General features: G+C 54.3%; 20 protein-coding genes. 8 read left to right on the top strand and 12 right to left on the bottom strand.

Features of this window, described 5'->3' with window-relative positions:
• Nucleotides 1-228: 228 nt before the first annotated feature.
• On the bottom strand, nucleotides 229-1,212 hold the full coding sequence (locus H6G13_RS00275; RefSeq protein ID WP_190480972.1) for a hypothetical protein: 984 nt from the start codon (nucleotides 1,210-1,212) through the stop codon (nucleotides 229-231).
• Between the two features lie 466 nt (nucleotides 1,213-1,678).
• On the opposite strand from H6G13_RS00275, the gene H6G13_RS00270 reads away from it, so the two are divergent.
• The 3 genes from H6G13_RS00270 (at nucleotide 1,679) to H6G13_RS00260 (ending at nucleotide 4,253) form a co-directional block, all read left to right on the top strand.
• A complete protein-coding gene (locus H6G13_RS00270; RefSeq protein WP_190480970.1) occupies nucleotides 1,679-2,062 on the top strand; it encodes a hypothetical protein in 384 nt (127 codons plus the stop codon).
• Nucleotides 2,063-2,213: 151 nt separating this feature from the next.
• Nucleotides 2,214-3,848 (top strand): amidase family protein, encoded by a 1,635-nt coding sequence (locus H6G13_RS00265; protein WP_190480968.1) that lies wholly within the window; start codon nucleotides 2,214-2,216, stop codon nucleotides 3,846-3,848.
• Between the two features lie 3 nt (nucleotides 3,849-3,851).
• Entirely contained in the window at nucleotides 3,852-4,253 is a 402-nt protein-coding gene (locus tag H6G13_RS00260; protein WP_190480966.1) for a DUF2721 domain-containing protein, read from the top strand.
• 91 nt (nucleotides 4,254-4,344) lie between these two features.
• Here H6G13_RS00260 and H6G13_RS00255 read toward each other — a convergent pair whose 3' ends face one another.
• Together H6G13_RS00255 and H6G13_RS00250 are read right to left on the bottom strand one after the other, a co-directional pair.
• Nucleotides 4,345-5,982, bottom strand: coding sequence for an alpha/beta hydrolase (locus tag H6G13_RS00255; protein ID WP_190480964.1), 1,638 nt, complete (start codon nucleotides 5,980-5,982; stop codon nucleotides 4,345-4,347).
• 137 nt (nucleotides 5,983-6,119) lie between these two features.
• Nucleotides 6,120-6,857, bottom strand: a complete 738-nt coding sequence (locus tag H6G13_RS00250; RefSeq protein WP_190480962.1) for an SDR family oxidoreductase — start codon at nucleotides 6,855-6,857, stop codon at nucleotides 6,120-6,122.
• A gap of 115 nt (nucleotides 6,858-6,972) precedes the next feature.
• On the opposite strand from H6G13_RS00250, the gene H6G13_RS00245 reads away from it, so the two are divergent.
• Both H6G13_RS00245 and H6G13_RS00240 read left to right on the top strand, forming a co-directional pair.
• Complete coding sequence (locus H6G13_RS00245; protein WP_190480959.1) at nucleotides 6,973-7,320, top strand: winged helix-turn-helix transcriptional regulator; 348 nt, start codon at nucleotides 6,973-6,975, stop codon at nucleotides 7,318-7,320.
• A 472-nt stretch (nucleotides 7,321-7,792) separates the two neighbouring features.
• Nucleotides 7,793-8,104 carry a hypothetical protein gene (locus H6G13_RS00240; protein ID WP_190480957.1) on the top strand — a complete coding sequence of 104 codons (312 nt, stop codon included), beginning with the start codon at nucleotides 7,793-7,795 and terminating at the stop codon, nucleotides 8,102-8,104.
• A gap of 26 nt (nucleotides 8,105-8,130) precedes the next feature.
• On the opposite strand, the gene H6G13_RS00235 is transcribed toward H6G13_RS00240, so the two are convergent.
• Together H6G13_RS00235 and H6G13_RS00230 are read right to left on the bottom strand one after the other, a co-directional pair.
• Nucleotides 8,131-10,686, bottom strand: a complete 2,556-nt coding sequence (locus H6G13_RS00235) for an ATP-binding protein (protein ID WP_190480955.1) — start codon at nucleotides 10,684-10,686, stop codon at nucleotides 8,131-8,133.
• A gap of 192 nt (nucleotides 10,687-10,878) precedes the next feature.
• Nucleotides 10,879-11,976, bottom strand: a complete 1,098-nt coding sequence (locus H6G13_RS00230; RefSeq protein ID WP_190480953.1) for a tetraprenyl-beta-curcumene synthase family protein — start codon at nucleotides 11,974-11,976, stop codon at nucleotides 10,879-10,881.
• A 528-nt stretch (nucleotides 11,977-12,504) separates the two neighbouring features.
• Here H6G13_RS00230 and H6G13_RS00225 point away from each other — a divergent pair.
• A complete protein-coding gene (locus H6G13_RS00225; protein WP_190480950.1) occupies nucleotides 12,505-13,164 on the top strand; it encodes a hypothetical protein in 660 nt (219 codons plus the stop codon).
• Between the two features lie 234 nt (nucleotides 13,165-13,398).
• Here H6G13_RS00225 and H6G13_RS00220 read toward each other — a convergent pair whose 3' ends face one another.
• Together H6G13_RS00220 and H6G13_RS00215 are read right to left on the bottom strand one after the other, a co-directional pair.
• Nucleotides 13,399-14,913 carry an NAD(P)/FAD-dependent oxidoreductase gene (locus H6G13_RS00220; RefSeq protein WP_190480948.1) on the bottom strand — a complete coding sequence of 505 codons (1,515 nt, stop codon included), beginning with the start codon at nucleotides 14,911-14,913 and terminating at the stop codon, nucleotides 13,399-13,401.
• 112 nt (nucleotides 14,914-15,025) lie between these two features.
• A complete protein-coding gene (locus H6G13_RS00215; RefSeq protein ID WP_190480946.1) occupies nucleotides 15,026-16,534 on the bottom strand; it encodes a thioredoxin-like domain-containing protein in 1,509 nt (502 codons plus the stop codon).
• A gap of 110 nt (nucleotides 16,535-16,644) precedes the next feature.
• On the opposite strand from H6G13_RS00215, the gene H6G13_RS00210 reads away from it, so the two are divergent.
• Both H6G13_RS00210 and H6G13_RS00205 read left to right on the top strand, forming a co-directional pair.
• Nucleotides 16,645-17,421 (top strand): SDR family oxidoreductase, encoded by a 777-nt coding sequence (locus H6G13_RS00210; RefSeq protein ID WP_190480945.1) that lies wholly within the window; start codon nucleotides 16,645-16,647, stop codon nucleotides 17,419-17,421.
• 151 nt (nucleotides 17,422-17,572) lie between these two features.
• Nucleotides 17,573-18,307, top strand: coding sequence for a CAP domain-containing protein (locus tag H6G13_RS00205; RefSeq protein WP_190480942.1), 735 nt, complete (start codon nucleotides 17,573-17,575; stop codon nucleotides 18,305-18,307).
• A 74-nt stretch (nucleotides 18,308-18,381) separates the two neighbouring features.
• Here H6G13_RS00205 and H6G13_RS00200 read toward each other — a convergent pair whose 3' ends face one another.
• The 5 genes from H6G13_RS00200 to H6G13_RS00180 all read right to left on the bottom strand — a co-directional run bounded on the left by H6G13_RS00200 (nucleotide 18,382) and on the right by H6G13_RS00180 (nucleotide 22,072).
• Entirely contained in the window at nucleotides 18,382-18,726 is a 345-nt protein-coding gene (locus tag H6G13_RS00200) for a ribulose bisphosphate carboxylase small subunit (protein ID WP_190480940.1), read from the bottom strand.
• Nucleotides 18,727-18,840: 114 nt separating this feature from the next.
• Nucleotides 18,841-19,254: a chaperonin family protein RbcX gene (locus H6G13_RS00195; protein ID WP_190480938.1), complete on the bottom strand. Its 414-nt coding sequence runs from the start codon at nucleotides 19,252-19,254 to the stop codon at nucleotides 18,841-18,843.
• A gap of 193 nt (nucleotides 19,255-19,447) precedes the next feature.
• Entirely contained in the window at nucleotides 19,448-20,878 is a 1,431-nt protein-coding gene (locus tag H6G13_RS00190) for a form I ribulose bisphosphate carboxylase large subunit (RefSeq protein ID WP_190480936.1), read from the bottom strand.
• A 264-nt stretch (nucleotides 20,879-21,142) separates the two neighbouring features.
• Nucleotides 21,143-21,346, bottom strand: coding sequence for a hypothetical protein (locus tag H6G13_RS00185; RefSeq protein WP_190480934.1), 204 nt, complete (start codon nucleotides 21,344-21,346; stop codon nucleotides 21,143-21,145).
• 66 nt (nucleotides 21,347-21,412) lie between these two features.
• Nucleotides 21,413-22,072 carry a ferritin-like domain-containing protein gene (locus H6G13_RS00180; RefSeq protein WP_190480932.1) on the bottom strand — a complete coding sequence of 220 codons (660 nt, stop codon included), beginning with the start codon at nucleotides 22,070-22,072 and terminating at the stop codon, nucleotides 21,413-21,415.
• Nucleotides 22,073-22,211 lie beyond the last annotated feature (139 nt).

The following is a 22,211-nucleotide window of genomic DNA, read 5'->3' as shown; positions in this document are numbered from 1 at the left end:
GACACTATTGCCAAAAGATCCGTGGCAACGGCTATACCTACGGTAGGAACTGAGTGCTCACCGTCCGAATTTCTTAACTTCAGTTTTCAATCTTTGAGACAATTCGCAATGTTTTTCACCCACTAAGGTGAATTGCCAGTGTCTCTTCAAGGGCTTTTCAGGGGCTTTTCAAGAGCTTTGCCGCTATAAAAACCCCTTTTATTTGAGATTTTGACCAGCCGGGCGGCTCTACTCGCTTATTTGCTGTCCCAAAGCCTGCTCTACATCGGCTAGGGCCACGGCTACCACGCCAGCCTGTTTAGGCAGGCCCTGCTGTTGAAAAATCGTCTGAGCTTCTTCGTAAAGAGCCTTGGCCTGAGACAGATTTGCCAGGTTGCCCGCTTCAGGTCGATCGTCGTGGTCGGGCAGATTGAACAGGACATTGGCTTTGTTGGCCAGGGTATGGGCGTAGTCTAGGGGAGTGTCGCGGCGGCTGCGAACCTTAAGGGCCTCGTCGTAGGCGGTTAAGGCGCGGCGACAGCCGGCTGTGGATTGGGCAGCGGCGGAGTACTGTAGGGCGTTGCCCAAGTTGTTCTGCAGCAGGGCGTACTCGGTAGGGTGATTGCTGGGGCTGATGTATTTTAGGGCCTGCTCAAAAGCCTGCACTGCTAGCTCGGGCTGTGGGTCTTCCTGTTGGTGGAATCGGGGTATTGAGAGGTAAGCGATCGCAATGTTGTTTTGCACAATCGCGTGCTCTTTGGGGTAGCGCTCGCCCGTAAAGACCCGCAGCGCCCGCTGATAGCTCTGCAGGGCTTCGGGCAGTTTAGCCAAACCAAAGGGAGCCAGCGCCTGAAAGACTAGCCCCAGGTTCATCTCTGCAGCGGCAATTTCTGCTGGCTCAGCATGTTCTTGCAGCAGCGGGAGCGCTTTTTGGTAGGCCGCCTGAGCTTCTATCAGCGGATCGGCCAGACCTGCCGGAAACGAGCGCAGCGCTGCTCCCAAACCCACCAAAGCCCGTGCCTCTAACAGCGGATACAGGCCCTCTTCACACAGCTCTAGCGCCTGACAGTAGAGATGCACGGCCCCCTCTAACTGCTGAGACGATTGGGGCTGATTTTGTACCTGCTGGGCAATGTCAATCAGCTTTTCAATCTTCTCAACTGGGGTAATTGCAGTGATCTCAAGGGCTGCGATCGCAGCCTCTACCGCCACATCGGACAAGCTCGGCTTCACAGGGCACTAACTCCTTAGAAAACCTAATAAATTTCAACCTAAAAGTCTTTGGGAAATACCTGAAAGAGGCCCAACTTTGAAACAGGCTGCCTTGAGATTTCAGCAGGTATCTTCAAAGTGAGTTTTAGTATTTCTGATCAGAACCGATGAATATTACTCAAGCACAATCTATTGACAAATGCCGCTGCTTTTATCTTTTACATAGAATTCTGGTTTCTGCTCAGCTTTGGTAAGGAAGAAAGGCTTTACAAAGCTTAACAACTCTAACGATTCCTGATGCTTTAGCAGATTGCTCTTTTGATTCGTTTTGGCGTGTTACGGGCTGCGATGACACACCCTATTGGAATTTGTGGGTTGGGTTGAGCTTTGGCAGAGACGGCAATCCTCTCTAACGTTGGGTCGCGCTGCGCTTGACACCAACCTACTAATGACTGTTTGAGGCGTGTCGTGCCACGAGGAAACGTTGATGGTGCTTGCAGGAATGCTGATTCTGTTACTTTTGGGGCAGCCATTTCAAGGGGTAGGGCAGGCTACGATGCTTCCCGCTGAAACCGTCTTTTGGCAGTGTGAGGCTACTGGGGCAGGGCATTCCTACCGCGCAGTGCTAAACCCAGCCGCTTCAGTTTACGAACTGAGTTTTTATGGCGACTCTCAATATGGCAACCTGGTAGAAACTGTTCAGGTCAATCGGGAGCCGGGTGAGGGCGTCGCCATCAGTGCCTCTGGGCAAGCAGACGATGGTCGCAATATTCGCTTAAAAGCCCTCGATCCGGGTCTCACCTTTCATGTGGAAGACAGCACCTTTGGACGAGCTGTTGGGCGCTGCATTAGAGACACCGGGTTTAACTAGTTTTTGAAGTTACTGTAAAGCCCTAAGCAACCGTATCTGTCGTCACAAAGTTTCCCAAATTCCCCGCCTATCTTTCGCGTGGAGCTTGTTCTGTAAGGCTGTCAACGCGTCACGCAATCGGCTGCATCACCTGTGAGGAATTCTGCGGATCATGATCAATCTTGTCAAAAAAGCGGTTTATCTGACGGCTCTGCCCGCTACAGTCTTAGTCTTTAGCTCAGATGCGATCGCATTTACCTTCAACCTATCAGAAGCAACTGTTGACAGCCTTCAGGCGGGGTTTGAGTCAGGGGCGGTTACCTGTACTGAGATCACTCAGCTCTACCTCAACCGCATTGATGCTTTTGACGATCAAGGCCCAACGTTAAAGGCCATCGTCGCAACCAATCCCAATGCCCTCAGCATTGCGGCTGATCTAGATGCCAAGTACGCCGCTGGCGGCCCAGTGGGTTCTCTGCACTGCGTTCCTGTCGTGCTGAAGGACAACTACGATACTTTTGACATGCCCACAACGGCAGGCGCACTGGCCCTGGAAGGATTTTTTACTGGAGAAGACGCTTTTCAAGTCGCTAAACTGCGGGAAGCAGGGGCGCTGATTTTGGCAAAGTCCAACCTGTCTGAGTTTGCGTTTTCCTTTACCAGCACTAGTTCGCTGGGCGGCACAACGGTCACTCCCTACGACCCAGCCCGCAATGCTGGCGGCTCTAGCGGCGGTACTGGGGCTGCGATCGCAGCTAACTTTGGCATTCTCGGCTTTGGCACCGACACAGGCGGTTCGATTCGAGTGCCTTCTTCTTTTAACAGCCTCGTTGGGGTACGCCCGACCATCGGCCTATCGAGCCGATCGGGCATTGTGCCCCTAGCCCTGTCGCAGGACGTGGGTGGGCCCATGACCCGCACCGTCAAAGATGCCGCGCTGGCCCTGAACGTGACCGTGGGCTTTGACCCAGAAGACCCGGCGACCGCAGGCAGCATCGGCAAACTCCCAGAAGATTACACGGCCTTCCTCGACTCTGAAGGGCTACAGGGAGCCCGTATTGGAGTTGTGCGCGAAGTCTTTGGCCTCGACTCTAACCCAGAGAGTGCCAAAACCAATGCGGTAATCAATCAAGCTATTGATGCTCTGGTCGGTCTGGGCGCAGCCGTTGAGGATGTCACCATTCCTAACTTGGCAGAAATTTTGTCCTTTCCCAGCCTCAGTGGGTTCGAGTTTAAGCGGGATTTGAACGCTTACTTAGCAGCACGGCCCGTACCGCCTTCGGGGGTACGAACCCTGGGCGACATTCTCGACAGCGGCCTTTACCTAGAGGAATTTGAGGCGGCTTATATCGATCGCAACAACCGACCTGCCCCCGAAGATGACCCTGCCTACGTCGAGATCATCACCACCCGTCCGGGGTTGACCCAGTCCTCCCTGCTGACGGCCCTAACTGGGTTTGATGCGTTGATTTATCCCTCTGTAGCCAGCCCTGCCAACATTTTGGGTGAACCGTTAGCCTCTGGGGCTGGCAACCGACTCAGCCCGTTCTCCGGCTTTCCGGCTGTAACCGTGCCAGCAGGCTTTACTGAAGACGGCCTACCGGTGGGGCTGGAGTTTTTGGGTCGGGCCTATGATGAGCCGACGCTGCTGAAGCTGACCTATGCTTTTGAGCAGGGCACCCGCTTCCGCACCCCGCCCCGCACTACACCCTCGCTAGCAGGGGAAAAGATCCCTGAACCGGGCTTTGCCGTGGCGCTGTTTGTTGTGGCCTCAGGAGCAATAGCGCTGCGCCGCCAGCCCTCATGAGCCATGCAGCTCACGACCCCTGCGCTCTTATTCCCGGCCATTTCCCTGCTGCTGCTGGCCTACACCAATCGCTTTTTGGTGCTGGCCCAGCTGATTCGTCAGCTACATGGCTCTGATAGAGAACACGTCCGAGATCTGGTGCAGCGGCAGATCTACAACCTGCGGCAGCGGATTGTTTTGATCCGCCGAATGCAGGCTCTGGGCGTGTCTAGCTTTATTGTTTGCACGCTGTCAATGTTTGCCCTGTTTGTTAACTACCAGATGCTGGCAGAATACCTGTTTGGGTTGAGCCTGCTGCTGTTGGTGGCTTCTCTACTGGTGTCGCTGTACGAGATTGCCATTAGTACTCGAGCCATTGAAGTGGAGCTAGAAGACCTTGATCTGGGCTGCAGGATCAGAAAGTAGCTGGGTGTCCTTTTAGTCAAGCCTGTAATGGGGTGTAGCGACTCCAGCAGAAGCTTCCCCAACGCAGATTTCCACTGCTGGCTGGACTCGCTTAGGGCACGTCTCGAACAATGGTGACGCGAAAGGGATCCTGGTCAAAGGTTTCTAAGTAAGGCTGACTAAGATAGGCAGTGGCTTCGGGCTGGCCTAGGCTGTAGCGGTTGAAAAAGGCCAGGCTGAGCGCCCGCAGGTAGGGGTGGGCAGCGGTGCTAGGAGGGCCTTGCAAGCCTGCGGGCAAGGGCAAAACCCCACCACCAGTGTTGTCCCCTAAGAAGGAAAAGTGGGTGCCCTGCTCTACCACGACCAAGTGCTTGTTGGGGCTAGAGAGCCAGGCGAAGGGCTCAATCTGCTCCGGCAGAGCAGGGGTGAGGTAGTCGTGGGTATTGGCAATCACCATCACCGGAATTTGCACTTGGTTTAGACCCGCTTCCCCAAAAATTTTGCTGGTTAGGGGGTTGATTGCGATCGCACTGCTCACCCGCTCATCTCGCAGCGAAGTGGGCAGCTCAATTTGAGCCTCGAGCAGATCACACTGCACCAGCATCGACAGGTTTAAAGAAGGCAAGTCCTGCGCTGGGCTAGGGCAGCTTGCCGCCAGCGCTGCTGGGTTGAGGGTCGCTCCAGCTACCGCCAAAGCCGTGTATCCGCCCAGCGATTGGCCGATGACGCCGACCTCCGTCAAGTTTAGACGACGGATCAGGGGGTCGGTTTCGGCCAGCACTTCTAGGGCATCTAAAGCTGCCGTCACGTCGCGAGGACGGTTGATTAATATTGCCGGATTAGGAGCCCCATCAATACCCAGTAAAAAGCGCTCAAAGCGATCGGCGTTGTCTTCGTGGTCGAGGGCCACCACTGCGTATCCGTGAGAGGCCAGGTGCTCTGCCAGGTAAGCAAAGGTCGTGCGGCGAGAGGCTGCTCCGTGGCTAATAATAACGACAGGGATGGTCACTGTAGAGCCTGGTGAACTAGGCAAATATAACTCTGCCCTTGAGGAGAACAGCCGCAGCGAATTTTCAATGGCGAGGGCGCGTTTTTCCCAAGTCGTAGGGCCGGGCTGACGAGGATCGAGGGAAGAGGCATCGGGCAGGCTGGTGGCCTCTTGCAGAGCCGCTGCCCGTAAAGCTGCTACGGTGCGATCGCGCGCTTGAAAGAACTGGCGGTTTTCCTGGATCAGCTGCTGCAATAGCGGGTAGTTGATCTGAATGGTGTCGAGGGGGAACTGGCGTAGCAGGTTGATTATCGTCAGGCCTTCTGCGTCAGAGGCGGCTAAAATCACGCTGGCCCGTAGGGCTGAAAAGCCGTTTAGCCGATTATCGGTCTGCACTACCTGGCCCAGTTGCCGCAGCAGCCGCACCCCAACCGGGGAGTAAGCCAGCTCGCCAATGGTTGTCTGGTTCAAGTTGAAACGCGAGTTTAGTACCGTCCGCAGCTCATTAAGTTGGCTAGCGCTGAGGCGATTGGCAAAGGGGGCGAAGCGCTGGTTAATCTGGCCGGTAGCGGCAAATTGCTCTAGATCTTCGACGTAGATAGTGGGCTCAAAGGGGCCTAAGAAAAACTGAATTCGCTCGGCGGCACGACTAGGGCCAGGCAAAAGCAAGGCAGCGGTGGTCAGCAGGGCAGCTAGGCGCAATGGCCCCCAAAGGCCAGTCCTTAACCATCGCAACCGTAAGCCAATCTTTGACCCTTGCATTTCTTTAATAGACCCCCAACCGCATCTCAGCAAAAGCAAGGCTACTTTCTGCGTTTGGCCTTTGGCCATAGTCCATTTGCAATCCAACTTAATCCTACCGCTGCAGCGCCCCAGCATTTGCCTAAGGTTTTTCAGGCTTAAGCGGGTAAAAAGCTAGCGACCATCTTTTCCACCACCTTGGGATCTTGCAGGAACTGAGCATTGAGCTGCTTGGCCTGCTCACCTGGATAGACCTCCTCGGTCTCATCGATCACGGCCTGCAGGGCATCGCGCACCACTTCCTCGGGCGATACTTTGGGGTCAGGAAAGCCCTTGCCCATACCAATATCGATGGTGGCAGGCAGCACACCGACAACGAGAGTTTGCTGCGCCGCCAGTTCTGCCCGCACTGCCTGGGTCAGCGCTAGTACCGCCGCTTTGGAGGCTCCATAGCTACCGTTGAAAGGCAGGTTTACCCGTGCCACCATCGACAGCATGTTGACAATGGCACCGCCGCCATTTTGCTGCAAGATTGGGGCAAAGGCTCGGCACATGATTAGCGTACCGAAGTAGTTGACATCCATTTCGGCTCTGGCAGCAGACAGGTCGTTTGCGGCAATTAGCCCCTGGTTGAGGCCAACTCCGGCATTGTTCACTAACAAGTTTACGTCCTGGTATCTTAGGGCTGCCTGCTGCACCGCAGCCTCATCGACGATATCTAGCTGAACGGGCACAATTCGGTCAGGGTCGAGATTGACCAGGTCCGTCAGGGCATTTAGCTTGCGAGCAGCGGCATAAATTTTGGCCGCCCCTAGCGATCGCAACCCCTCCACGTAGTATCGACCCAAGCCACCGTTGGCTCCTGTAACCAATGCGATCGCGCCTTCAACTTGCATAGTTATCCCTACGATTGCGTTGGCTAAGCAATCACCAAGGTATACTTCTCTTAATTTTTTGAAAAGTACTTACTTTTTAGTAAGTTCCTATTGCCCTAATTGTTAAGTAGAGCACATGTCAGAAGCGCTGACTGAAGGTACCCTGTTTGTTCAGACAACGCTCAAGATTTTGGGTGGCAAATGGAAAATTTTAATCCTGTGGCACCTCAAAGAAGAGACCCGACGCTTTAGTGAATTGAAGCGTTTAATACCTGAAATTACCGAAAAAATGCTGTCACAGCAGCTAAGAGAGTTGGCCAATGACGGCATTATTAGCCGTAAAGCTTATTCAGAATTGCCGCCTAAAGTTGAGTATTCCTTCACCGCCTATGGCAAAACTTTAGTGCCAGTTTTGCAGGCACTCTGTAACTGGGGAGAGGAACATTTAGAGCGCCTGAAAGCTGAAATTGAGGAAGATAGTTGAGAGGTGTTGAGAAGTACCAGAGCTCATCTAGATCCTCTCTTGCCCTAATTGGAATCTGACGGTGTCTCGGCTATCTTCTGCCCTGAAGCGGGTGAAAAGACGGCGCTGATCAGCGCTACCACTGAGGATAGAAACAGAAACAGCAGCAGGAATGACAGAACTCCAAAGGGAGAAAAGACTAAGGTTGCTATTAGAATCAGCAGGCAAACTGCTAAGGTTTTTCGGTTCATCTAAGCGAAACCTACAGTGAATCTCTGCCTTAGTTTAGTGACCCATAACAGAGATAGATTCCGACCAAGGGTACATTCTGCCGAGTAGAAAGGGAGGTCTTGTCAAGCAAACGGCGTGGCGGGAGGCGTGGATTTTAGAGCGGCTCAAATGTGCAATATTGCAGATGATTCTCACTCAAGGCATGTGGAAAGATTGATTCTAAAGGTACACTGGTCTACCTGCTGAACTTAGGCACTCAACGATGACTAACTCTGCTAACAACCCTTCTAACGTATTTAAGACAGTTTTGAAGGGTGCGATCGCATTAGCCCAAGATGTCAAAACTCACCCTCAGGCCAATGAGCAATTTGAGGAGCTATACGCTCAGCTAGCTGCTGACAACCCGGTAATGGCAGACCTGCTCAAGCAGCTCTGGGAAGAATACATCACGCAGCAGCGCTCTGTCTTCTTTTGGCAGAACTTGAGCGATGCCGAAAAAGATTTGGCCCAAAAGGTGACCGAAAACAGCCTGCAGATCCAGCAAAACTATTTGCGCCTAGTGCAGGAGCAGTAAGCCAGCGTGTAGCAGATGAACTAGAGCTAGCGCGCCATCTGAGTTCGGCGGCTAAGCCTAGTTAAGTTGGCGACAGCAGCAACCAACTCTGCAGGTTCTACAGGCTTAGCGATGTGCTTTTGAAAACCCACGGCCAGAGCACGCTGGTAGTTGATTTCTCCGGCGTAGGCCGTAAGAGCAATTGCCGGAACCTGCCCGCCCATTTCTGGGGGCAGGTTTCTAATCTGCTGGAGCAGCATATAGCCGTCTGTTTCTGGCATGCCAATATCGCTAAGCAGTAGATCTGGGCTGAGCTGAGGCAAAATCGTTAGCACCTCTCTGGCTGAAGTCACCGCTGTAACTTTAGCCCCGTACTGCTCTAGCAAAAAGGCGACAAATTCTCTAGTGTCGGCCTCATCGTCAACGACTAGAACCTTGATGCCATCGAGATCTAGCAACAGCCCCGGCGGCTCAAAGGCTTGCTCGGTTTCTTGCAAAGTTTGCAGGATAGGCAGCATAACAGTAAAAGTCGCCCCCTGCCCCTCACCTGGGCTATCGGCACCAACAGTGCCGCCGTGCATCTCGACTAGATGGTGAACAATCGCCAAACCCAGGCCCAACCCACCGAACTTGCGGGTGGTCGTAGCATCAGCCTGACGGAAGTAGTCAAATACATAGGGCAAAAAGTCGGCAGAAATACCTTTCCCCGTATCGCTGACGGTGATCTGCACTTGAGAGCCCACTTGCTCCATCTGCACATCTATCTGCCCGCCGACTGGCGTAAACTTGACTGCGTTGGAAAGGAGATTCCAGATCACCTGCTGTAGACGGGCAGCATCTCCTAAAACGAAAAGGGGAGCGTTTGTCGGATCTGCAGGCTGCGCTTTTACTAGGGTTTTAACTTTAATAGACTTAACTTCTATGGCTAGCTTCACGGTTTCTAGCGCAGCTTCAATGACCAAAGCGAGATTGACTGGGGCTTTGTTGAAGCTCAGCTTGCCACGCAAAATGCGCGACACGTCTAGCAAGTCTTCAATGAGCTGCACCTGAAGCTTGGCGTTGCGCTCGATGGTTTCTATGGCATAGGCTGCTTTGGCGGGGTCTAGTTTGCCCTGGCGCAACAGTCCGGCCCAACCCAAGATGGGGTTGAGCGGCGACCTAAGCTCATGGGACAGCACCGCTAAAAATTCATCCTTCACCCGATTGGCGGCTTCGGCGCGATCGCGATCCTGCTGGGCCCGGGCGTAGAGTTGAGCATTTTCGACGGCTAGGGCGGCCCGTCTACCTAGCTCTTCGGCTAGTTCTAAGTCGCTCTGGGCGTAGCGTCGGCCCGACTCTGCAGCCACAAACGAAATTGCGCCTAGCGATCGCCCCTGCACCAGCAGGGGCACAATCATGACTGAGCTAAAGCCGACCTCCCGCAAAATTTGCAGGTGGTCAGCATCTTTAGCGGCTTCTACCAGCAGGTGATCTGGAATTTCAGGGTAGAGTTCGGACTGCCCGGTACGAATGACTTCGGGCACACCCCGAGGTTCGTTGGGGTCATAAGGATAGCGTTTTTCCAGTTCATCTGCCCAAGCGACTTTATCCGGGTTGACGTGGGCTACGGCCAGCCGCCGGGTCACTCCAGCCTCATCGATAATATGAACGCTGCACCAGTCGGCCAAGTGCGGTACGACCAGTCGAGCAATGCTGCTCAGAGTCGTTTGGTAGTCTAGCGAGGACGAAAGCACCTGGCTAGAATCGGCTAGAAACCGTTGGGCCTGTTCTAAACGAAACCGATCTGTAATGTCAATAACGTAGGCCAGCATAGATTCCACCTCGCCAGTAGGGCGCAGCATGGGTAGGTAATGCAAGCTGTAGTAGCCAGGGCGACGATCGGTTCTGTAAGGCAGGCTGATTTCAAGATTGGAGGCAGTGAATGGCTTCCCGGTTGCGTAAATCTCGTTACAAATGTCGACTAGCGTCGAATTTCGGTGACCGAACAGTTCTACCGGTGTGCGGCCCAGGTGATCTTCTGGGCTCAGCCCATTAATCTCTGCTAGGGCAGCGTTAATTGAGACAAAGCGCTGGTTGCTGTCGAGCAAAGCCATGCCAATGGAGGCAGATTCAAACAGGGTCGCTAGCTGCCGCTGAGCTGCTTCGGCCTCGGCCCGAGCTATCCGTTCCCGCTCTAAAATTTGTTCGCGCTCTTGCTCGGCGCGTTTGCGATCGTCAATATCGGTTGAGGTGCCGTACCATCGCACAATCTGACCGTGCTCGTCATAGCTGGGCACAGCCCGAACTAAAAACCAGCGGTAGGCTCTATCTACGGCCCGCTGAATGCGGCACTCATATTGGTAAGGCTGCCCGGCTTCAATAGCTTGGTACCAGACCTGTACAGCCCCATCTCTGTCCTCAGGATGCAGGGACTTGAGAGTCTGATCGGGCTGATCTAACTTTCCTGGCGGCAGCCCAGAGTACTCATACCACTGGTCATTGGCGTATTCCAGTTCCCGATTGGCGCTGACCACCCAAACCATTTGGGGGACGGCATTTGCCAGCTGGCGAAACCGTTCCTCGCTTTCTTTCAAAGCGTTCTCGGTTTGCGTGCGATCGCTCATGTTGTGCAATACAGTTAGTGTGCCCCAGTGGACTCTTTATATATTGAATCTAACTTTTTTCTTCAGCCTATCTACCTATAGACTGAAGAAAGTTTGGGGTTTTTGTGCAAGCCTAGCTGCCTGTTTAGAGGCTGACGTTTCCTGCCTATCTCTCAGAAAGAAACTGGTCGTGTTGTTGTTGGCCTTGACCAGCTAGGTGCCAGCGTGCTCGTAACTCTCTACTGCTTTTGGGCTTGCTCCCAATTGGGAAATCCCCAGGCGGCTCCAGTAAAAGAAAGAGGCAGGTCTTCCTCCTAGCTTGATGAGGTTTTGGGCCATTAGCTGAATCTCCGGCTGCTCCTGCACCTTGTGGTCTGATAGGTAAACGCCTAACAGAGCTTGATTGATCATTTTGTGAAAGCGGGCGTGGGGCAGTCTGGCAACGCTTTGGGTAGCCTGCTCTAAAAAATGCCGGAATCGACCCATCATTTCGTCTTTGTTGGGGTAATAAAAGCAGAAATTTAAGTCACCATTGGCGCGATCTTCCTGTTGGTCAATCAGATAGTCCAGTAGGATATGCAGACCCTGCACCCAGGGGAAGTAGCTGCGTTCAACCTGTTTTGTTTGGTCTTCTGAAAAATCGCCATCAAAGGCGGAAGAGACTAGGCAAAAAACGCCCAGGGTTGAACCGGCAGAGGCCGAAAATTCATACCAGCTCAAGTCGGGCAGTTTGTCTTGGTAGCGAGAAAACCAGTTTTTTAGACGGGGTACTCGCTCTTCTACCCGGACGTGTTTGTGAACCTGAAGGTCGCAGTAGTAGCTAGCTAACTGCTGCAAAGTAGGAGCGATTCTGGAGTAGTTTGGAATCTTGCGAAGGCTAGCCTGGCAGGTGCTTACTAGGCTCTTTAGATAGCCGCCATCTTCCTGGTCGTCTCGAACCCGGTAATAGTTGGTGCTGGGGGAGTCAGGCATTAATGCGTGGAGCAGCGATTCGTGCAAGGCCCGGAAGTCTTCGGGGTCTAGGGAGGTACTGCGATCGCACAAATTGTCCAGATAATCGCTAATGGTCTGGTAGGCCACTATGAAGTTGATGGCTTCGTACCAGTGACTTTTGGCTAGTAGGCTATAGAGCCCGCCTCCCTCGCAGTGAAACTTCTTAGTTTCGAGGCTGGCTAAAGCTTGGTGGCGCAGCTCCAAGTTTGGAATTTTTTGAGCCTGTAAGGTCCACGTACTTAAGCAGCGCCGGACGGCTGGCAAAACTTTAAAGTGAGCCGCAGTGATTAGGCTCAGGGGAGAAGCTGGAATAGCCATAGCCAAAAATTCTTTAAAAGCCTGAGCGCAGTATTCTGCTGTTGGTGTCACTTTAAGAAGAGTTACAAAAATTTAACCTCCTTAGAAAGGAAGAGTTGTTGCCGTTGCTAGATCAGCATTTTTCGATGGGGTGCTTAGCTGACTAGCTGCAACTTTAAAGTCATGTTGCCAAATCTCCTCAGCTCCCATGCCCTGAAGCGTTGCCAGAGTAACTATTCTGGGCGCACCCTCGTCGGTTTGAGTAGATAAACCGGCCTGAGAACTCAGAGCAAAGCCTAGGAACGAGGAAATGTAGCCTGATTTTGATTCGTTGGCAGGATCCTCTAGTTGCTAAACCCTCATACCGAGTTCAGGTTGATTAATGCCTGATTGCCAACATTTATGCAGAATTTGTGCAAAAAATGACTACCTCTTTAGGAAACTCTCCTTCCGTCCATTGGTAGGTGTAGTTATCCGAACAGAGCAATATTTTGAAGTTAAGAATTACTCGACCTCTACTTTCCTACGCTTAGCGGGAGTTACTAACTCATGGCTTACACAAATGAACCCGTCAACCGGGTTATGGAAACCTCCACCGTTCTTCCGGTCACTGAATATCATGACCTCGTTCGCTGGGGTCCAATCTTTGCGGGTTTGGTGGTTTCGATCGCATCCCAGCTCGTCCTGACAGGACTGGGCGCAGCAGTGGGCCTCACCACCTTGGCTAACACGGGTGCACCTCAATCCAATGCTGGCGAAGTGGGTGCAGCAGTCGGTATCTGGTCAATTATCAGCCTGCTGATTTCACTGTTCTTGGGCGGCTGGGTGACTGCCCGTGCCTGCGGTCCGATGAACCGCAAAACTGCCCTCCTCAACGGTGCCATTCTGTGGGCGACCACCCTGGCTGTCAGCGCTTGGCTGCTGTCTAGCGGTGTGGCTGGAGCCTTTGGTATTGCGGCTCAGGGTGCAGGTGCTGTGGCTAGCCAGATTCCTACAGGGGCTCTGCCTGGCGGTGGTGCAGTTCCAGATCCCTCTGCCATTCCAGACCCCAACGTATCAACTCAGCAAGCTCAGAACATTGCTGGCAACGCCGCGACTGTGGGCTGGTCCTTCGCTTTGGGCTCTCTGCTGGGTCTAGTGGCCGCTATGATTGGCGCTGCAGTGGGTGTTCGTCATCCCCGTCCTTACAACAACGCACCAGTGCGCTAAATCTGCTGGCCATGCGCCAACAGCACGAGACAAAGGATATCCAGGTGGGCATTTGCCCACCTGTTTTATTTTGTTGCTGCTTTGGGGGCAGAGGCTTTCTCTTCTCAAAAAATATTTTGCAGCCAGGGAAAATACCGTTCCTCCTATGGGTTCTCTGAATGCTGCACTGAGCGCAAGGTCTGCCTCTACCAGAGATCCAGCTTGTCCTGACCTTAGGAAATCGCTATAAGAGGTCTACTTTGGAATGCTGGCCTCAAACCTCCGGCGGTCCTCGTGGCAAATTTGCTGGATCGTATTGCGGCCCGACATCGCCACAATGGGCACTCCACCGCCGAGCTCGGTCCACTGCCCTACCATGTAGAAGCGGCGCAGGCCGGGCAGGGTTTTGGGCAATCCTTTGACCATTTGGGGCAGAGTGTCTTTGTTGAGCACCCAACCATTGCTTGCGCCTTGCCAGTTGCCTGTTTGGCGCTCGTAGGTAAGGGGCGTTGTCACCTCCATATGTTCAATATCGGCTTTGAGGCCAGGGTAAAACGGCTCTAGCCGATCTACTAAGGCGTTTGCTTCCTGGATGGCTGCGGTTCCTTCGGGGGAGCGCCCATAGGTACGGTGCCAGTAGTCGTAGGTCGTGGTCATTAGGATCATCATCACGGACTTGCCCGGAGGGGCTAGAGACGGATCAAAGCAGTAGTGCTTAACGCTGATTTCGGAGCGGGTTTCGCCTGCGATCGCAATCGGCTCATCCAGCAGATAGGTCACCCAGTGGGGCTGGTCAGAGCAGTCGCGGTTCACCCCCAGCGAAACCTGCAGCTGAGAATAAACCGGCATGTGACCGTCGTAAAGCTCTTGAATTGGGCGATTGAGGTATTGCCCGCCTAGCATATTAAATAAAGTGCTGCGGCCATCACAGGCTGAAATTACCCGCTGTGCTGAGTGCTCTGCCCCATCATCAAGCCGAATGCCCACGGCTTGATCATTCTCAATCAAGATCCGCTCAACCCGAGAGCCATAGTGAATCTCACCGCCTAGGCCCAGATAGCGGCGCTCAAGGGCGCGGGCAAAATCGAGCGATGCCCCCACTGGAAATCCGGCATTGCCGTTATCCAGGTAGGCTAGCAGAGACATTGCTACCATCGAGGGAATGCCCGGCAAAGGAAACACCTGCGGCAGCGCCCTTTTAAGGAAAGGATCTTGAAATTGGGTGACAAATTCTGTCAGCGGCAACATGCCCCACTTGCCCAGAGAGCGGGCGAAGGGCAGCAGCCGCTTTATCAGCCCAGCCCAGTCTCCCGGCCCCATCAGCGCCTTAGGCTTTTGCTGAAAGAGCGACAGGTCAAAGTTTTTGAAGGTTCTAACCCCATCACAAAAGGCTTTGATGGGCTGGCTGTCAGCAGGCGATAGCGACAGCAAGTGCTGTCCTAGTCGGTCAGGGTTGCAGTAGGCAATTAGGGTCTTGCCACCAGGTTCTACGACCCGGGTAAACTCTTCGTGGTTGACAAACTGGCGATTTTGCACGGCTCCCAGTTCTTGCCAAAGGCTATGGAAGGGCTGGCCGGGACCAGAGCCAAACAGGTAGTGAATGCAGCTATCGAAGGTATAGCCCTGGCGCTGCACAGCGGTGCAAAGGCCGCCAGGTTCCGTATTTGACTCAAAAATCTGGGTGCGGTAACCGTTCATCTGGGCGTAGCAACCGGCGGCTAGCCCCGCAATACCCGCTCCAATAATGAGAATGTCCGGTTCGTTAGCCATCGAGATCTTCAGGAACTTTGCTTTCAGGAACTCTATAGCGCTGGATCAGTGGAGTAAACCTGGCTGTAGACAGTTTTTTTAAGCCTATTTTCTAAGCCTCGTTTTTTAGCCGTTACGAAAAGACGGGCCAACAAACTTGAGGAGAGCAAAGCTGGGGCAGGGGCAGCGTGGTCACACTGAACGAGGGCAGGTGCAGGCGGCGAATGACATGGTTGTTGGTATCAGCGACATAAAGATAATCTTGGGTGGCGGTGATACCAGCGGGTTCTGAGAACTGAGCAGCGATCCCTGCGCCATCTTGATGCCCTGCTAAGCCCTCGCCAAAGATGGTCTGGCAGGTGCCTGTGATGGGGTCAAGGCGCTTAATTTTATGGTTATAGGTGTCGGCAATCCACAGCGTGCCTGCTGCTTGGGTCAGGCCTAGGCAGTGCTGTAGTCGGGCTTGATCGCCAACTCCATCCACATCGCCAAACTCAAACAGGTCGCCGCTGCCGCAGAGGGTTTGTACCTGAGGTGGAGCAGCCAGGGTAATTGCCCGAATCGAACTGGTTTCGCTGTCGGCCACAAACAGGTGCTGGCCATTGGTAGCAATGCCGCTGGGCTGGGCAAAGGCGGCTACCTCAGGCGGACCGTCAACGCAAAATTCGGCTCCAGTGCCGATAAAGGTCTGCGCTGTTCCCTGGGCCAAGTCTAGCTCCCAGATCTGGTGGCTACCAGCCATCGCGATGTAAAGCGTTTTACCTACCTGCACCAAATCCCACGGGGAATTGAGGTCAACTTCTAAAGCCTTACCTCCGTGGGGAAACAGGACTCGACTCTGGGCTCCGGTGCCCGCCAAGGTGCTGACCTGCAGCGAGGCTAGGTCGATCTGGCGGAGCTGATGGTTGCCGGCATCGGCTAGGTAGAGCCGCTGCTGCTGGGAGTCCAAAGCCATGCCCTGGGGCGAAGAGAACTGGGCCGTCTGCCCTTCGCCATCGCGCCATCCAGCCTGGCCGCTACCCACGACAGCAACTAGGGTGCCATCGAGCCGAGTAATGACAATGCGGTGGTGCCCGCTGTCAGCAATAAACAGGGTGTCGCTCTGGGGGTCGGCCAGCACTTTGCCAGGAAAGGCCAGCGGTGTTAGTAAAGCGGGAGGCGGGGGAAGTAGAGGCGCGGCTGGGCCGACAGCAGTGCCATCAGACTGCGAGGTGATCAGTTGCTGGACTAGGGCCTCTAAGGTTGGGCGCTGCCCTTCTCCGGCCAGGGTTGCGACGACGTAGCCATGCGGATCGATTACTACAAAGGTTGGCCAGGCTCTGACAGCGTATTGGTCCCAGAGGGTGCGATCGCAATCTACCAGCACCGGGTGATGGATTTGGTAACGTGCGATCGCACTCTCCACACTAGCCACACTGCGCTCGTGCTCAAACTTTGCCGTGTGTACCCCAATCACGACCAGATGCGGCGCATAGCTCTGCTCTAAAAACTGTAGATCCGGCAGAACGTGAAGGCAGTTGATGCAGCCATAGGTCCAAAAGTCTAAAATCACCACTTGCCCCCGCAATTCCTTGAGGGACAGCGGCTGAAGGGTATTTAGCCAAGGGCCAGCTTGAGGCAGTTCAGGGGCTCTCACCCGCATAGTCTTATCCCTATCTAGCCACCTCTAATCTACCAATTCAGCCAGATAGCGCACTGAAGTGAGGTCGAGGTGGGAAAATGGCCAGCAGCAGTTTTTTTGGTTGCAGGCAAATGGCAGCTCCCCTCTCCGTACTGGTTACTGGCGCAACCGGACGCACCGGCGCTCTCGTGGTTGAAAAGCTGCGCCAGCGGCCCCAAACGTTCAGCGTTCGCGGCTTTGCCCGGTCGCCTGAAAAGGCAGCTCAGCGCTTTGGCAGCCCCGACTCATTTTTCTTCGGCGATATTCGACAGCCCGAAACCTTGACTGCCGCGCTATCGGCCTGTCAGGCGCTCGTGATTTTGACCAGTGCTGTGCCTCAGATGCAGGGAGCACCCCAGCCGGGCCAGCGGCCCAACTTTGCCTTCGCGCCCGGTGAACCGCCAGAGGTGATCGACTACCAGGGCCAGGTCAGTCAAATCAAAGCAGCCCAGGCAGCCGGGGTAGAGCACATTGTGCTAGTGGGTTCCATGGGCGGCACCCAAGCAGATCACCCCCTCAACAGCCTGGGCGACGGCAAGATCTTGATCTGGAAGCGCAAAGCCGAGCAGTTTCTGATCGATTCCGGCATTGACTACACCGTGATTCGAGCCGGGGGGCTATTAGATCAGCCCGGCGGCCAGCGAGAGCTGCTGGTCGGTAAAGACGATACGCTGCTGGCCAATCCGCCCGATGGCATACCTACCTCAGTTCCCAGAGCAGATGTGGCAGAGGTCGTTGTTCAGGCCTTATTAGAACCAGCGGCCCGCAACAAAGCCTTTGACCTAATTTCTAAGCCGGAAGATGCCCCAGGGGCAGCGGTTACTTCTGATTTCAAAGCTCTTTTTGAGCAAACTACGCCAGGTCTTTAGAGGCAGGCTCTACCTGAGGCCAGACCCAAAACGCCCAGCAGGATTTCGGCATAATACGGCTGCTGGTCTGATCTCTCCGACGAGGATAGAGTTCAGACAACCCTTGCCCGAATTCGCTAGGGTGGGTAACGGTCCCCTGTACTGTCTTCCTATGGCCCGTCCTCACCGCTCTGGAGCGCACCGTTCTCACTCGCACCGTAGCCGACCTAGGTTTCGCTTTCCCGGTCGGTTGGGGTGGCTCCTGGCCTTTGCCCTGCTGTTGAGCGTAGCCCCCCAGATCGAGAATATTGAAAATCTTGATCTGCCGCCTCAACTGCAGCTTCAGCGGCGAGACCCTTCAAGCTGGCAGATGGGCCAACCCCTCTCTGGGGCAAACAGTATCAACCCGCGCCCCTTGCCAGAGATGAGAGCTTATGCGCTGGAGCTGGTCAATCGCGATCGCAAGGTCAACGGCCTACTGCCTCTGGTCGAAGATCCGCTGCTGCATCTGGCCGCCCAGAAACACGCTGAAGACATGCTAGAGCGCCAATTTTTTGCCCATGTCAACCTTGATGGGGTCACCCCCTCTGGTCGCTTTCGAGCTGTGGGAGGGCAGATGGGCGCAGCCGAAAATATTTACCGGCAGACCGGAGGCTCAGCCGCTGTGTCTTACAGTCTGGCTGAGCGTGTCCAAAAGGGCTGGATGGAGAGCGATGGACACCGGGCCAACCTGCTCAGCCCAGGCTATCGAGCCTTTGGCTATGGCGTGGCGACTTCTCCAGCGGGCGATGCGATTTACGCAGTCCAAATGTTTCGGCCACCAACCCCGGTGGAACTGCTGCAGGGAATATCTCGGTGGGCCGTAGATCAGCTGCCGATGGAGCGCTTCAATCAGAAAGAGCAATGAAAAAGGGGAGAGCAGTTGTGCTGCTTCTCCCCCCAAAAACGCTTCAAACGGAAATTAGGTGATTGACCGACGCCTTAGTAGCGGTAGGAGTTGTTAGATCCGGGCTTGTGCACGATAAAGCTGAGGATCTGGCACTGCTTCACGTTGTCAAAGCCGACGACGCGAACGAAGCAGTTGGGGTACTCAGAGCGGCAAGCCTGCACTTCGCTGAGCACTTCAGAGGTGCTGCGGGCGTTGAACAGGGGCAGCTTCCACATGGTCCAGTAGTAGACCTCGGGATCAGAGTTTTCGTTGAACTCAACCGCAGGGATATAGCCCATACGAAGAATGTAAGCGATTTGCTTCTCAATCTGCGCGTCGGTCAGCGGCGGCAGATAGGACAGAGTTTCATAGCGACGCTCTTTAGGAAGAGTTTTCATGGTTCCTCGTCTCGTTGTACGAATGTGCAGAAATAGCTAGAAAGTAGTCGTAGACTGCCTTTAAGGCCAGGGAGAAAGACCTCTAGCTGCATGCTTTTGACACAACACGACAGCCTACGAACTGGATGAACTCTCAGAACTCGAATCCGGGCTTTGGCCCAGTTCAGACTCAGCAGCGAGTTCGGCTGATCCCATTTGGGTAATGCGCTCTAAATGGCAGCGACGGTGCTCCATATTGGCCCGTTGAATGCCTGTAGTCACCATCTCCGGCAAGAACTCACAGACCTCCTCGGCAATGGTCTGCCGCACGGTCATGATCCGGATTGCCAGATCGGCGTTTTCCCTAAGTAATGCGTCCAGGTAAGCTTCGCCGTCCTGAAGCGTTTCCTTAGAAGAAAAGGCATTGAGCCAAAAGGCACGAGGGGGGTCGGTTTCTCTAAGCTGGTTCAGAACAGTCTTCACTGCCTGAAACGTTAGATAGCTGGTGAGCACCTTAGCGGTGTCTTTAGCCGCTTGCTTGAGGTCCATCAGTGTCTCTCGAACGGTTGACGTAGACCCCGCCTGTAGGCAGTTGGTAGCCCTGATCTAAGCCCGAAGCCTTTGGAGATTCGGTAACCTGAGCAGCATTCTCAAAGCTTCTTCAAGAAACTGCTGGTCAGATGGTCTACCTAACCCGCCTCAATCTGTCCCGTCAGAGGTACCGAAGTACCTCTTGGCATTCTTAGATGGTGTCAACGGTGTCGAACTCGAACTTGATTTCCTTCCACAGTTCGCAAGCGGCAGCCAGTTCAGGAGACCACTTACAGGCTTCACGAATGACATCGCCACCTTCACGAACCAGGTCACGGCCTTCGTTACGAGCCTGAACGCAAGCTTCCAGCGCCACGCGGTTAGCGGTAGCACCAGGCGCGTTACCCCAGGGGTGACCCAGAGTACCACCACCAAACTGCAGTACAGAGTCATCGCCGAAGATTTCCACTAGGGCAGGCATGTGCCATACGTGAATACCGCCGGAAGCCACGGCCATAACGCCGCCTAAGGAAGCCCAGTCTTGGGTGAAGTAGATACCGCGAGACTTGTCTTGCTCGATGTAGTTCTCACGCAGCAGGTCTACAAAGCCGAGGGTGCCAGCGCGGTCGCCCTCTAGCTTGCCGACCACCGTACCGGTGTGGATGTGGTCACCACCAGACATCCGCAGACACTTGGCCAGCACACGGAAGTGAATACCGTGGTTCTTCTGACGGTCGATCACAGCGTGCATAGCGCGGTGGATGTGCAGCAGCACACCGTTGTCGCGGCACCAGTGAGACAGGGTGGTGTTGGCGGTAAAGCCAGCAGTCAAGAAGTCGTGCATGATGATGGGCATGTCGAGTTCTTTGGCGTACTCGGCCCGCTTCAGCATTTCTTCGCAGGTGGCGGCGGTCACGTTGAGGTAGTGGCCTTTGATTTCGCCGGTTTCTGCTTGGGACTTGTGGATTGCATCAGCCACAAACAGGAAACGGTCGCGCCAGCGCTGGAAGGGCTGGGAGTTGATGTTTTCGTCGTCTTTGGTGAAGTCTAGACCACCGCGTAGGCACTCATAGACGGCGCGGCCATAGTTCTTCGCCGACAGACCTAGTTTGGGCTTAATGGTGCAGCCCAGTAGGGGACGACCGTACTTGTTCAGACGATCGCGCTCTACTTGAATACCGTGGGGAGGCCCTTGGAAGGTCTTCAGGTAAGCCACGGGAATGCGGAGGTCTTCCAGACGCAGGGCGCGCAGGGCCTTAAAGCCAAACACGTTACCTACTAGGGAGGTCAGTAGGTTGGTGACCGATCCTTCTTCAAACAGATCCAAAGGATAGGCGACGTAGCAGATGTACTGGTTGTCTTCGCCGGGAACGGGCTCGATATCGTAGCAGCGACCCTTGTAGCGATCCATGTCGGTCAGCAAATCGGTCCACACGGTGGTCCAGGTACCGGTGGAGGATTCTGCTGCTACAGCAGCTGCGCACTCTTCGGGCGGAACCCCAGGCTGGGGAGTCATCCGGAAAGCTGCCAGAATGTCTGTATCTTTGGGGGTGTAGTCCGGTGTGTAATAGGTCAGTTTGTAGTCCTGTACACCGGCCTTATATCCAGATTTTGACTGAGTTGTTGTCTGAGAGTAAGACATATCTCCCTTCCTGTGAATCTACGAAATCTCCTCAAGAACTCCGCACACATCAGCCTAGATAGACCCCGACACTAATCGGGAACCTCCAGGCAAATATGATTGAGACGTTCATATTGCTTGAGACGGCAGCAAGAACAAGAGCAAAGCCTAGATCGGCTGCTCTGTAAGCATCTTGGGTATCCTGCAGTACCCCATGACTTAGAATACTACCAGCCTTTGGATAAGGTTAATGTTGGAAGTTCTGTATATATTCATAACTCCCGGTTATGAATAGTCGTGTCGCAGCGTTTCACTTCTTCTCTTTATGTAACGCTGCCCTTTGAAGCGATCCAGGTTGACGTATAAGGCTAATTTTGGCACCGCAAGATGGTAAAATTCCGCTTCTTGCGTTTTTCTTAAGCTATTGTCTAACGCTATGGGGCTTGTCTCAGGGTTGACTTGTAAAGAAAAACCCGGCAGGTCATCCATCTGCCGGGAACCAACTTTTCAGGAACGTGCGATTTAACTGAGATTTAACAGGGAACAACCAGCCGACTAGACCTTAATCACCCACTCATCACGGTTATCACCGTTAAAGAAGGGAGCAGGCACAAAAGCAATATCCATGCCTAGGGAAATAAAGGCCGCTCGAATGGCAGTGGCGTGGGAGGCTTCGGTGGCGGCGATGGAGGCTCCAGCTGTGATCAGGGCTGGGGTTTTGAGCATGGAGACTTCGGTGGCGTATGCGATCGCAGCATCCGTTTCTAGCGCTAGGGCTAGCTTGGCGATGTTGGCGTCTGAGTCAAGCCCGCCGTCGCCGCGCTCTAGGTAAGCCGACAAATCATATTCAGATTCCGCATCTACGGGGGTGCCACCAAGGCTAGTGATTACCTCGGCCAGGGTATCGCGGTGAACTTTGTGGTCGGCCTGGTTAGCCAGAGCTAGCTTGAGAACGGCCTTGCCCACGTCTGTATTGCTCAAGAAACCGGCAGCAGTGCTGTACGCCCAGATCGCCTGGTGCTCGTAGTACAAAGCGCCATTGAGGATAGCAGCATCGTTAGCGGCAGCCTCATCATCGGCCTTGGCGGGGCGGGCGGCTAGGGCTGACAGCCCAACGGCACTGGTCGCCCCAGCAAACAAGCCCCCAATCACCATGCGGCGACGAGAAACCGATAGGCCGTGGGGCTTTTGGGGGAAGGTCAATCTGCGTTCCATTCTGGAATTCTCCTCTACAAGTCGGTCTGAACCAGTTCTCAATTGCTGCAGAACTGATCACAATACGAGCAGCCCCTAGAATTGGATTGCACCCCTTTCCAAAAATCTGATCTTCAGCGGCTCGCGTATTCAATGTATG

The organism is Pseudanabaena sp. FACHB-2040 (assembly GCF_014696715.1).
GTDB lineage: Bacteria > Cyanobacteriota > Cyanobacteriia > Phormidesmidales > Phormidesmidaceae > JACVSF01.
This window is presented reverse-complemented; position numbering and strand designations above follow the sequence as displayed.